Here is a 12,023-nt window from a genome sequence, read left to right on the forward strand (position 1 = left end):
TTCCAGACTTTCAAACCGTGACCGTTCTCATGAAAACATCTCTCGCCCGGCGTTCCATCCTCGCCCTCTCGGTGCTCGCACTGTCGCTCGGCGGCCTCTCGCTCGAAGCGCAGGCCCAGGCCGCGGCCAAGAAGGAGCTGGTGATCGGCGGCACCGCCGGCTCCAACTTCGACCAGCTCAAGGTCGGCATCGTGCCCCTGCTCGAGAAGAAGGGCTACAAGGTGAAGCTGGTCGAGTTCAACGACTACGTCCAGCCCAACCAGGCACTGGCGCAGGGCTCGCTCGACGCCAACTTCTTCCAGCATCGCGTGTACCTGCAGAAATTCGCAGCCGACCAGAAGCTCGACATCGTCGAGCTGGTGCAGGGCCCGATCGCGCCGCTGGGCATCTATTCGAGCAAGCGCAAGACGCTGGCCGAGGTCAAGGACGGCGACCGCTTCACCCTGCCCAACGACCCGAGCAACCTGGCGCGCGCGCTGGTGCTGCTGGAGCAGAACAAGCTGATCACGCTGAAGCCCGGCATCGACGGCCTGCGCGCCTCCGAGAAGGATATCGCCGAGAACCCGCGCAAGCTGAAGTTCATTCCGCTCGAGGCGGCCCAGCTGCCGCGCTCGCTGGGCGATACCGACTACGCGGTCATCACCGGCAACTTCGCGATGTCCTCGGGCCTGAAGCTGACCGAAGCCGTGGTGCTCGAGAAGACGCCCGACCACTACCTCAATGTGGTCGCGGTGAAGCGCGCCGACAAGGACGCCGCCTGGGCCAGGGACATCGCCGACGCCTACCGCTCGAAGGACTTCCGCACGGTGGTCGACAGCAAGTTCCCGGGCTACGCGAAGCCGAGCTTCCTGCAGTAGGGCAACGGGGCGGGGACGCGGCGCGATCAAGCGCCCGCGTCTTCGACCGCACGCAGAAGGGGATCGGATGCGGATGGCACAGCGCTTGCGTGCCACATCCCTCGGATAACATGCACGCCCACAGGCCGCCGCCTCCACGGGCTTTCTTCCTGGACGGCTTCCCTGGACAAGGTCATTCGAATTGGGCACCGATCACGCTTTCGCCGAACTGGGACTGGCACCTGACGCGACCGAGCGCGAGGTGAAGGCGGCCTGGCGCCGGCTCGCTTCGCAATGGCATCCGGACCGCAACGCCAGCGCCGGTGCCAGCGCCAGGATGCAGCGCATCAACCAGGCCTTCGACGAGATCCGCCGCGCCGGATTCCACGCCGCGGCGACCGCCGATGTCGACACGCCCGGCGCGACGCCGGACCACGCCCCCGACGGCTTCGACGACGACCAGCCCGGAACGGCATCCGGCGCGGCCGGCACCGAACGGCGGCGCCGGCCGCTTCGCCGCAAGCTCAGGATGACGCTGGAGGAGGCCGCCGCCGGCTGCATCAAGGTGGTGCAAGGCAGGTTCACCGACACCTGCGCCGCCTGCGCCGGTGCCGGGCACCAGGTGCTGGGGGGCAACTGCGCCCGCTGCGGCGGCTCGGGCGCGATGCCCAAGCGCGCCTTCTTCGGCTGGCCCACCGGCGCCACCGAGTGCGAGGCCTGCCTGGGCGGCGGGATCGCGCGGCAGCCGTGCGCAGCCTGCAGCGGCCGTGGCAAGACCGCGCCGCGCGGCTACAAGATCAAGGTGCGCATCCCGCATGGCGTACGCGATGGCGATCTGCTTCATGTCGACGGCAGCCGCGTGGGCGCCGAAGGCCCGCCCGCGGACCTGGAGATTCGCGTCGAGGTGGCGGAGCATGCGTTCTTCAGGCTCGACGACGACGGCACCATCCGCTGCGAGATGCCGGTCGACGGCTTCGCCTGGATCGCCAACCGGCAGATCCAGGTGCCGACCTTGGCCGGCTTCCACACGCTGCGACTGAGCCGTGACCGGCTGACCTACCGCCTGGAGGGCGAGGGCTTCCCGGTGCAGCGCCGCGGCCCGCGCGGCGACCACCTGGTCACGCTGGTGCCGATATTTCCCCAGCAGCTCAGCACCGATCAGCAGATCCTGCTCGACCAGCTTTCGGCCACCGGTTCCGGTGCCGGCGGCGAGGCCCTGGACGAGCGCCTTCGGGCATGGAATCGCGGGCTGCGCGCCTGGGAACGAAGCCTGTAGGCAGCCCGCGCAAGGAGGGACAGTCGCCGGCATCGAGGAACCGCCCCGGATGGGGCAGCTGCAAAAGCAACCTCTACCAGCGCCGGCGGACTGTCTGTTCTGAAGGATAGTCCGCCAGCGTGAAAGTTCCATTACGCTGCGGGCGAAGAATCCCGAGGAGCCAACATGGACTTGAGTCTGGGCGTGCCGGCGACGCTCGCGATCGCCGCACTGGTGCTGGTCGTGGGCCGCGAGCTGGTCAAGCGCATCGGCTTCCTGCGCAAGTACTCGATCCCCGAACCGGTGGCCGGAGGACTGGTCGCCGCGCTGCTCGTGGCCGCGCTCCAGGCCGCCGGCGTGCGGATCGGCTTCGACAGTTCGCTGCAGCCCGGGCTCATGCTGGCCTTCTTCGCGACCATCGGCCTCGGTGCCGATGCCCGCATGGTCGCGAAAGGCGGCGGCGCGCTGCTCCGGTTCACCGTCTGCGTGATCGGCATGCTGGTGCTGGAGAACGTCATCGGCGTCGGTGTCGCGAAGGCCCTGGGCATCGATCCGCTGATCGGCCTGATCGCGGGTTCGGTGACCATGGCCGGCGGGCACGGAACCGGCGCGGCATGGGGCCAGCGCTTCGCCGAGCAGTTCGGATTGGTCGAGGGGCCGGCGCTCGCGCTGGCCTCCGCAACCTTCGGCCTCATCATGGGCGGCGTGATCGGCGGGCCGGTGGCGATGCGGCTGATCCGCCGCCTCCAGGCGCGCGGCGAAGCGCTCGGAGTGGCGGCCGAAGAGGCACTCACGCATGACGAGGCGGAAGCCGTCGAGCCGTTCACGCCCGAGCGATTGACAGTCACGATCATGCTGGTCGCGGCCAGCGTCGCGGCCGGAACCGCGCTCGCGCGCATGACCGAGAACCCGGTCTTCACGCTGCCGACCTTCGTCTGGACCCTGTTCGTCGGTGCGCTGCTGCGCAACCTGCTCTCGCTGGCCAGGCTGCACGAGATCGACGGTCAGGCGCTCTCCTTCACGGGCATCGTGGCGCTGTCGCTTTTCCTGGCGATGGCGCTCATGAGCCTGCGCCTCTGGGAGCTTGCGTCCCTGGCCCTGCCGATGCTCGTGATCCTCGCGCTCAACGCGGTCGGCGTCGCGCTCTACACCTCCTTCGTCACCTTCCGGATCATGGGCGCGAACTACGAAGCGGCGGTGCTGGTGGCCGGCCAATGCGGCTTCGGCCTTGGCGCCACGCCGACGGCCATCGCGAACCTGCAGGCCATCTGCTCGCGCTACGGCGCGGCGCCCCAGGCCTTCATCCTGGTGCCCGTGGTGGGTGCGTTCGTGATCGACCTGTGCAACGCCATCGTCATCAGCGGCTTCGTCCACATCGTGGCGCTGCTGCGCTGAATTCAAAGAACCTCGGCGGTAATTTCGAGGCCGCCCGCAGGCTCCCTTGCATCGTCGCGTAACGGCGCGCGCATCCGGCGGCCGAGGATCACAATGACGCGATGCGGATGGAATGGAGCGACCTCCGGATCTTTCTCGCCGTTGCGAAGGAAGGCTCGCTGGGTGCCGCCGCGCGGCAACTCGGGTTGAGCCAACCGACCGTGGGGCGGAGGCTCCGTGCGCTCGAAGAGGCCATCGGGCAGCCGCTGTTCCAGCGCGGCGACGACGGTGTCGTGCTCACCGACGAAGGCGCTTCGGTCCTGCCCCGCGCCGAGCGGATCGAGGCCGAGACTGTCGCGCTCCAGCGCGAACTGTCGGGCCGGGATCCGAAACTCGAAGGCGTGATCCGCCTCTCGTCCTCCCACTGGTTCGGCGAGCATCTGCTGACGCCGGTGCTGGCCGAATTCGCCTCCCTGCAGCCCGGCCTGGTGGTCGAACTGATCACCAGCGCAAGGGCCTACAGCCTTCAGCGGCGCGAGGCGGACCTGGTGTTCCGGGTCTATCCCTTCGACGATTCGGAAGTCGTTTCGCGCCGGCTGATGAGCATCTCCTACGCCGCCTACATCCGGAAGGGCGCCACCCACCCGGCCGCGGGCAACGGCGCCGGAACCGCGCTGGTGACGATGGACATGACCGTCGGCGCGGTGCCCGACGCGGTCTGGCTGAAGGGGATTCTTCCGAACGCGACGGTGAGTGCCCGGAGCAACAACCGCGATGTCCAGGCGAGGATGTGCGCACTGGGCGCCGGCCTGGCGGTGCTGCCTCGCCCACTGGGCGATTCGATCGCCGACATCGAGCCGGTCGATCTCGGCGAGGAGCCGCCGCACCGCGACACCTGGCTGGGCTATCACCGCGACCAGAAGCGCCAGTCGAGGCTGCAGGCGCTGCTCGACCTGCTGGTGGCGCGACTGGCCAACTGAGCACGCCCGATGTCCGGCGATCGGGGGGCAAGCGCCGGACTCAGGCGTTGCTGGTCGCGCGAACCTCGCCGATGGTCGTGAGGCCCTGCAGCACTTTCTCGATGCCGTCCTGCCGCAGCGTGCGCATGCCGCCGGCCTGGGCCGCCGCCAGGATCGTCTCGGCGGGCGCGCGAGCCTGGACCAGCCGGCGAAGCTCCTTGGACATCGCCATCAGCTCGTGGATTCCGATCCGCCCCTTGAAGCCGCTGTGGCCGCACGACTCGCAGCCCGAGCAGGTCCAGGTCATGAGGCGGCCTTCGCGGCCATGCAGCCGAAGCCAGTGCGAATGCATGGCACTGCGCTGCGGCGGCTCCAGCCCGCTCGCGAAAGCCTGCAGGTAGTCCGAGAGCAGTTCCTCCACCTCGGCGTCGGTCGCGGGCCGGCTGCTGGCGCAGCGTGGGCAGAGCTTGCGCACCAGCCGCTGCGCCTGCACCGCAAGCAGCGAGTCGCCGAAGTTGAAGGGGTCCATGCCCATGTCGAGCAGGCGGGTCACGGTCTCCGCGGCGCTGTTGGTGTGCAGCGTCGAGAGCACCAGGTGGCCGGTCAGCGAAGCCTCGACGGCCATCCGGGCGGTTTCCTCGTCGCGGATCTCGCCGACCATCACCACGTCCGGATCGGCGCGCAGAAATGCGCGCAGGGCCTTCGCGAAGGTCCAGTCGATGCGAGGGTTCACCTGCACCTGGCGCAGGCCCGGCTGCGTGATCTCGACCGGATCCTCGGCGGTCCAGATCTTCCGCTCGGGCGTGTTGACGTGCGCCAGCGCCGAATGCAGCGTGGTCGTCTTGCCGGAGCCGGTCGGGCCGACGCACAGCACGAGGCCGTAGGGCCGCTCCATGGCTTCACGCAGCTTCTGCAGGTTGCGCGGCGACAGGCCCAGGTCCTCCAGCGCGATCGCCTTGGCCGAGGCCAGGATCCGCATCACCACGTCTTCCAGGCCGTTGTTGGTCGGGATGGTCGCCACCCGCAGCTCGATCGGATGCTGCGCGGAGAATCGCGCGAAGTTGATCTTCCCGTCCTGCGGCTTGCGCTTCTCGCTGATGTCGAGCTCGCACATGATCTTGATCCGCGCGATGATCGCATTGCGATAGCTCGGCGGAAGCTCGAGATAGGTCGACAGGCGGCCATCCCGCCGGAAGCGGATGCGGATCTTCTCGCGGCCGGGATAGCTCTCGATATGCACGTCCGAGACGCCCTCGGCATGCGCCTCGATGATCATCCGGTTGACCATGCGCACCAGCGAGTTGTCGGACTGCTCGATCGGCGCATCTTCGTTTTCGAGCGTGCTGCCTTCCTTTTCGAGCGTCTCCAGCAATTCGCTGGAGCCGAGGTCGAATTCCAGGGGTTTCGACGGGTCGTCGATGGCTGCCATGGCGTCCGTCGCGCCGATCTTCTCGTAGGCCTGCTGGAGGATCTGGTTGAGATTGCGGCATTGCGCGAGCACCGGAACCACCTTCGCCTGGGCAATGAACTCGAGCTCCTCGATGGCCGCATGGTGGCTCGACGGGTCGTCGAGCGCCGCCACCAGGCGGCCGCCCGAAACCATCAGCGGCATGACCTTCAGGCGCAGCGCCGCGCCGTGGCTGACCTTGCGCAGCGCTTCTGCGGAGGCGGGAAAGCGCTCCAGGTTCACCAGCGGGTAGCCCATCTTGTGGGCGAGGGCGGTCTTCAGGTCGGCCCGGGTGATGAGGCCCATGCGCACCAGCGTCTCGCCCAGCGGCACGCTGCGGTCCAGCTGCTGCTCGAGCAGGCCCGCCTGCAGTTGCTCGTCCGTGATCATGCCAAGCGAGGTCAGCGCCTGCCCGATGCGGACAAGCGGCATCCGGCTCTGCGCGTCGAGCTGGGCCAGCAATGCCTCGGGCGTGGAAACTTCGGTCGTGATCATGGTTGGGCGATGGCATCGCTGTGGCCGGCGGTGGCCCGTGTCGCGAAACGCCATGCCTGCCTATCGGCAGCGAGCGAGCCGTTCTGAAGGGCGCGCAGGGGCGGGCGGCAAAAAAACTAACGCGGCTGGCGGCCGTACGCGATCGACTGCACCACGCCCGAGCGCAGGTAGACCGTGGCCATCATGTTGCCCGGGCCGCGTTCGTAGAGCCACTCCTCGATCTGCTGGCAGGGCACGAAGGCGGATGCGAAAGGCTCCGGGATCGGGGTCAGGCTGCCCGGGTAGTACACGGCAGCGCAGTAGGTGTCGGAGAGCAGGGGCTGGCCGCACTTGTAGATCACCGACAGCCGGGAGTCGCCCTCGGAGACCAGGCCCCCGGCGCAGCGCAGCGATTCCGCGCTTGCCAGGCACGGCAAGCCAGCCAGGACCGCGATGCAAGCGAGCTTCAGAGGCTTCATGCCGCAACTTTCATTTCGCCCCCGCCATTCTGCTCCGGCGGCGCCGGCGGTCTTCGCGCTAGCTGCGGTCCACGCTCGCGGCCACCCAGTCCGCATAGGGCGGGTGCACATCTGCCAGCGTCTCGGCGTGGATATCCGGAACCTCGTAGGGATGGCACTGCGCGATGGCGGCCATGAGCGCGGCCTTGCGCTCCAGCGTGGTCTTGAACAGCACGCGGACCTCGGCTTCGCGCTGCAGCTCGCCTTGCCAGACGTAGACGCTGTCGATCGGCGTGAGCTGGGCGCAGGCGGCGAGGCGGCGCTCGACCATGGCGGTGGCGAGCGCACTGGCCTGCTCGGCGCTGGCGACCGTGGTGCTGACGGCGGCGATCACGGCAGGTCCGAGGCTGGGCCTAGCCCGGCGGCGCGGCCGAGCCGGCCGGCTGCCGGGTGGCCGGGCTTGCCGGTCCGGTCATCGGCTCGAAGGCCGGTGCTTCCAGCCGCACGGGCTCGGCCTCCTGGCCGTGGCGGTAGTCCGCGGGCGTCTTGCCGGTCCAGCGCTTGAAAGAGCGGAAGAACGAATTCGGATCCGCAAAGCCCAGCAGGTAGGCGATCTCGGTCAGGCTCGCGCGGCCTGCCGCCAGGTAGCGCCGCGCCATCTCGAGGCGGGCCTCGTCGAGCAGCGCGCTGAAGCGCAGGCCCTCGCGCGCCAGTCGGCGCTGCAGGGTGCGCTGGCTCACGCAGAGCGCGCCGGCCACCTGCTCGATGCTCGGCACGTCGCCGTGCAGCAGCTGCCGCAGCGCCTCCCGCACCGCATTCGCTGTGTCGTGGGCCGAGCGGTGGGCCACCAGGTCGCGCTCCGCTGCGTCTTCGAACAGGGCGGCGACGCCCGGGTTGGCGCTGACCAGCGGCAGGTCCAGGTCGCTGCGGTGGAAGACGATCGCATCCTGCGCCTGCCCGAACAGCGCCGGACAGCCGAACGCCTCGGCATAGCGGGCATGGTAGGGCGGGGCGGCGCCGGCCAGCGTCAGGCGCAGCGGAACGATCTCGCGCTCGGTGAAGAGGCGGCCGAAATTGAGCAGGGTGCCCATCTGGATATCCAGGCGGCAGCGGCTGTACGGACGCTCGGGGCCCGCGTAGCGCACCCCCACGACGGCTTCGTCGCCATCGACCAGGATGTCGAGCTCGCAGGCCGACACCAGTGCGTTGTAGCGCTTGATGCGCTCCAGCGCCGCACCGAAGCTGCTGCAGGCCATGGCCGAGAAGCCGACCACGCCGAACAGCTCCGGCCGCATCGGCTGCAGGCCGAGGAACAGCCCGACTGCCGGATCGCCGACCCGCTCGTAGGCCGCCGTGAAGAAGCGGTCTGCCTGGGCCTCGGTGAGGGGCTTCTTGAGTTCGGCGGCGGTGAGCCCGGCGACGGCGGCCAGTTCGGCCAGGTCGATGCCCGCCTTCTGTATGCCGGCGAGCATGTTGAGAGGCAGGGCGGCGGTGGATGTCACGAAGAAATATCCCCTCCAGAGATGAGGCCGCAGCCCGGCTCGGGCATTTGGCGCCTTCGGCAAGTGAGATTGGCGTCTGCGGACAGTTTTCCCCCCGGGGTCGCAGCTTAATCTGCAAACCAAAGAAAACACAATTATTACTTTCTGTATGGTTCCTGCGACCGAAGCCGTTGCGGGTGGATTTGGCGTGCGCAAGACCCACCCGATCGTGGAGCTGGACTATCGTGTCCGGCTGCCGGTGTGCCTGCTCGTGCTGGCGCTCTGGGCGACGATGCTGGGCCGCTACCAGGCCAGCGGCTGGTTCTGGGCCCTGGCGGTGTTCCATGGCCTGCTCTGGCCGCACCTGGCCTATTTCCATGCGCGCAGCGCCGCCAACTCCAAGCAGGCCGAGCTGCGCAACCTGCTGGGCGATGCCTTCCTGTGCATGCTGATGGTGGCGCTGTGCGGCTACAGCCTGTGGCCGGCGGCGGCGGTGGTGATCACGCTCAATGCCGCCAACCTGAGCGTGGGCGGACCCGGCTTCGCGGCCAAGGGGCTGCTGGCGCTGGCGGCCGGCGCCGTGGTGGGCGGTTCCTTCACCGGCTTCGCGGTCGACCTGGACTCCAGCCTCACGATCTCGGTGCTGTGCATCGCGGCGCTGGCGCTGTTCACCACCATCTTCGGCGTCAGCTCGCACGCCCAGACCCGCAACGTGCTGCGCACCAAGCAGAAGCTCGAGAGCCAGAACCTGCTGATCGCCGAGCAGAACCGCTACATCGAGACCGCGCGCGCCCAGGCCGAGGAGCAGCGCGCGGCCGCCGAACAGGCGCGCGAGGCGGCCGAATCGGCGAACCGCGCCAAGAGCGCCTTCCTGGCCAACATGAGCCACGAGCTGCGCACGCCGCTCAACGCGATCATCGGCTACAGCGAGCTGGTGGCCGAAGAAGTCGCCGAACTGGGGCAGCCGCAGCTGCAGCCCGACCTGCACAAGATCCGTTCCGCCGGCCAGCAGCTGCTGGAGCTGATCAACAACGTGCTCGACCTGTCGAAGATCGAGGCCGGCAAGCTCGAGCTGCAGATCGAGGATGTCGACCTGCAGAACCTGATCGGGGACGTGCTGGACATCGCCCGGCCGCTGATCGCGCGCAATGCCAATGTGCTGGAGGTCAGTGTCGAGCCGGACCTGGGCGCGGTGCGCGCCGACGGCATGAAGCTGCGGCAGGTGCTGCTGAACCTGCTGTCGAATGCCGGCAAGTTCACCAGCGACGGCCTCCTGTCGCTGGACGTGCGCGGCGCCGCGCGCGACGGCGTGCGCTGGCTCGAGATCGCGGTCAGCGACTCGGGCATCGGCATGACGCCGGCCCAGATCGAGCGCCTGTTCCTGCCGTTCTCGCAGGCCGACAGCACCACCACGCGCCGCTTCGGCGGCACCGGCCTGGGCCTGGCGATCAGCCGCCGCCTGTGCGAGCTGATGGGCGGCGATATCCGGGTGTCGAGCGAGGAGGGCAAGGGCTCGCGCTTCACCGTCATGCTGCCGGTGCTCGACCTCGAACTGGCCGCCCTGGGCGCGGAGGCCTGAGGATCCATGAGCGCCCCCGCGGCAGCAGTTCCCCGGCGCATCCATCCGATCGTCGAGCTCGACTACGGCGTGCGGCGCTGGGCCAACCTGCTGGTGTTCGTGGTGCTGGTGTCGCATTTCCTCGAGCGGCCGCCGCCGCCGTGGGCCTGGGCGGTGCTGGTCTTCCACGGCTTCCTCTGGGCGCCGCTGGCGCGCTGGCTGGCCTGCCGGGCGCCCGACAGCCGCCAGGCCGAGCACCGCAACCTGATGGTCGACGCGCTGCTGTTCGGCGCGCTGAGCGGGCTGGTGTCCTTCTCGCTGTGGCCGAGCACGCTGATGCTGAGCTCGGGCCTGCTGTCGATCCTCAGCCTGGGCGGCCCGCCGCTGGCCGCGCGCGGCTTCGTGGGCTGGCTGGCCGGCGCGCTGTTGGCCAGCGCGGCCAACGGCTTCGACGTTCAGCTGGAGTCCTCGCTGCGCACTTCGCTGCTGTCGGTCGCCTGCTTCGTGCCCTACCTGCTGATGTTCGGCGTCCATTCGTATTCGCAGTCGCAGCGCGCGCTGGAAGCACGGCGAGAGGTGATCCAGCGCAACGAGCAGATCACGCTGAAGAACCGGCAGCTCGAACTGGCCCGCATGCTGGCCGACTCGGCCAACCGCACCAAGAGCGCCTTCCTGGCCAACATGAGCCACGAGCTGCGCACGCCGCTGAACGCGATCATCGGCTACAGCGAACTGCTCGAATCGGAGTTCATGGACATCGGCGAGGCCGAGCGCGTGGGCGACGTGCAGAAGATCCGCAACGCCGGCATGACGCTGCTGTCGATGGTCGAGGGCGTGCTCAACCTGTCGAAGGCGGAAGCCGGCCAGGCCGAGGTCTTCAACACGCCTTTCCATGCCGACGAGCTGGTCGAGCAGGTGGCGCAGGAGATGCGCGAGCAGATCGAGCTCAACGGCAACGTCTTCAGCGTGTTCTGCGAGGTGCCGACCTTGCGCCTGCTGGGCGACTCCGAAAAGATCCGCGAGATCCTGGGCCACCTGCTGTCCAACGCGGGCAAGTTCACGCGCGACGGCGAGGTGGTGCTCAACGTCCGCCACGAATCCGACACCCAGATGCTGGTTATCCGCGTCGACGACAACGGCATCGGCATCGCGAGCGCGCAGCGCGAGGTGCTGTTCCGCGCCTTTGCGCAGGCCGACAGCTCCAGCACGCGCCGGTTCGGAGGCAGCGGGCTCGGGTTGGCGATCACGCGTCACTACTGCGAGCTGATGGGCGGCAGCGTCGATGTCGACAGCCAGCCCGGGGCCGGGGCGCATTTCACGGTCCGCGTGCCGGCGCCGGTGGCGGCACGCAGGGGTCTCGCCCATGCCTAGGATCCTGATCGTCGAGGACAACGAGATGAATCTCGACATGCTGTCGCGCCGGCTGTCGCGCCAGGGCTTCGAGATCGCCGCCGCCACCGATGGCGCGCAGGCGCTGGCGCTGGCCGCCAGCGCGGCGCCCGACCTGATCCTCATGGACATGAGCCTGCCCGTGATGGACGGCTGGGCCGCCACCCGCGCCCTGAAGGCCGATGCGGCGACGCGGGCGATCCCGGTGATCGCGCTCACGGCGCACGCGATGTCAGGCGACCGCGAGCGTGCCATCGCCGCGGGCTGCAACGACTTCGACACCAAGCCGGTCGACCTGGCGCGGCTGATGGACAAGATCGCCCGCGCACTGCTTGCGAAGGGCGCTGCGACATGAACAGGCTCAGCATCACGCGCACCGCCACGCTGGACAACCTGCCCGAGCTTCTCGCCGTGGCCGACCAGGCCTGCGAGCGCGCCGGTGCCAGCCGGGAGGTGCGCGATGCGGTGCGCCTCGCGGTGGAGGAGGTCAGCGTCAACGTCATCACGCACGGGTACGCCGAAGGCGAGCCGGGCCCGATCACGCTGGAGCTGGACTGGGAGCGCTGCCCGATGACGATCGAGATCGCCGACCGGGCCCGCAGCTTCAACCCCGACACGCTGCCCGCGCCCGCGCTCGACGCCGCGTGGGATGAGCGCCCGATCGGCGGCCTCGGCTGGCATCTGGTGCGCCAGATGGTCGACGAGGTGCGCTACCGGCCCGACCCCGAGTGCGGCAACCACCTGACGCTGGTCAAGCACATCCACCCCTAATTCAGATCAGAGGAGTTCACC

The 12,023-nt window shown here is 68.9% G+C and carries 12 protein-coding genes; 8 read left to right on the forward strand and 4 right to left on the reverse strand.

Annotated features, from left to right (window positions below; translation table 11 throughout):
* The first annotated feature begins 29 nt into the window (after positions 1-29).
* From QTI45_RS27975 to QTI45_RS27990, 4 genes are all read left to right on the forward strand, one after another.
* Entirely contained in the window at positions 30-857 is an 828-nt protein-coding gene (locus QTI45_RS27975; RefSeq protein ID WP_286656661.1) for a MetQ/NlpA family ABC transporter substrate-binding protein, read from the forward strand.
* A gap of 181 nt (positions 858-1,038) precedes the next feature.
* Positions 1,039-2,112 (forward strand): DnaJ C-terminal domain-containing protein, encoded by a 1,074-nt coding sequence (locus QTI45_RS27980; protein ID WP_286656662.1) that lies wholly within the window; start codon positions 1,039-1,041, stop codon positions 2,110-2,112.
* 165 nt (positions 2,113-2,277) lie between these two features.
* Positions 2,278-3,486, forward strand: coding sequence for a sodium/glutamate symporter (gene gltS, locus QTI45_RS27985; protein ID WP_286656663.1), 1,209 nt, complete (start codon positions 2,278-2,280; stop codon positions 3,484-3,486).
* Positions 3,487-3,593: 107 nt separating this feature from the next.
* Positions 3,594-4,445, forward strand: coding sequence for a LysR family transcriptional regulator (locus QTI45_RS27990; RefSeq protein ID WP_286371622.1), 852 nt, complete (start codon positions 3,594-3,596; stop codon positions 4,443-4,445).
* 40 nt (positions 4,446-4,485) lie between these two features.
* On the opposite strand, the gene QTI45_RS27995 is transcribed toward QTI45_RS27990, so the two are convergent.
* The 4 genes from QTI45_RS27995 to QTI45_RS28010 all read right to left on the reverse strand — a co-directional run bounded on the left by QTI45_RS27995 (position 4,486) and on the right by QTI45_RS28010 (position 8,305).
* Positions 4,486-6,366 carry a GspE/PulE family protein gene (locus QTI45_RS27995; protein ID WP_286656664.1) on the reverse strand — a complete coding sequence of 627 codons (1,881 nt, stop codon included), beginning with the start codon at positions 6,364-6,366 and terminating at the stop codon, positions 4,486-4,488.
* Positions 6,367-6,482: 116 nt separating this feature from the next.
* Positions 6,483-6,824: a DUF2845 domain-containing protein gene (locus tag QTI45_RS28000; protein WP_286371624.1), complete on the reverse strand. Its 342-nt coding sequence runs from the start codon at positions 6,822-6,824 to the stop codon at positions 6,483-6,485.
* Between the two features lie 58 nt (positions 6,825-6,882).
* Positions 6,883-7,197, reverse strand: coding sequence for a divalent-cation tolerance protein CutA (gene cutA / locus QTI45_RS28005; protein WP_286656665.1), 315 nt, complete (start codon positions 7,195-7,197; stop codon positions 6,883-6,885).
* 19 nt (positions 7,198-7,216) lie between these two features.
* Positions 7,217-8,305: an AraC family transcriptional regulator gene (locus tag QTI45_RS28010; RefSeq protein WP_286656666.1), complete on the reverse strand. Its 1,089-nt coding sequence runs from the start codon at positions 8,303-8,305 to the stop codon at positions 7,217-7,219.
* 187 nt (positions 8,306-8,492) lie between these two features.
* Between QTI45_RS28010 and QTI45_RS28015 the strand changes: the two genes are divergently transcribed.
* The 4 genes from QTI45_RS28015 to QTI45_RS28030 are packed head-to-tail and all read left to right on the forward strand — an operon-like array spanning position 8,493 to position 12,002.
* The gene (locus tag QTI45_RS28015; RefSeq protein WP_286656667.1) at positions 8,493-9,863 is read left to right on the forward strand and encodes an ATP-binding protein; all 1,371 of its coding nucleotides are present in this window, start codon (positions 8,493-8,495) and stop codon (positions 9,861-9,863) included.
* A 6-nt stretch (positions 9,864-9,869) separates the two neighbouring features.
* Positions 9,870-11,213, forward strand: a complete 1,344-nt coding sequence (locus QTI45_RS28020) for an ATP-binding protein (RefSeq protein WP_286656668.1) — start codon at positions 9,870-9,872, stop codon at positions 11,211-11,213.
* Positions 11,206-11,586, forward strand: coding sequence for a response regulator (locus QTI45_RS28025; protein WP_286656669.1), 381 nt, complete (start codon positions 11,206-11,208; stop codon positions 11,584-11,586). The genes QTI45_RS28020 and QTI45_RS28025 overlap by 8 nt, the downstream gene beginning before the upstream one ends.
* Positions 11,583-12,002: an ATP-binding protein gene (locus QTI45_RS28030; protein WP_286371630.1), complete on the forward strand. Its 420-nt coding sequence runs from the start codon at positions 11,583-11,585 to the stop codon at positions 12,000-12,002. The genes QTI45_RS28025 and QTI45_RS28030 overlap by 4 nt, the downstream gene beginning before the upstream one ends.
* Positions 12,003-12,023 lie beyond the last annotated feature (21 nt).

This window comes from Variovorax saccharolyticus, from assembly GCF_030316765.1.
GTDB lineage: Bacteria > Pseudomonadota > Gammaproteobacteria > Burkholderiales > Burkholderiaceae_C > Variovorax > Variovorax saccharolyticus.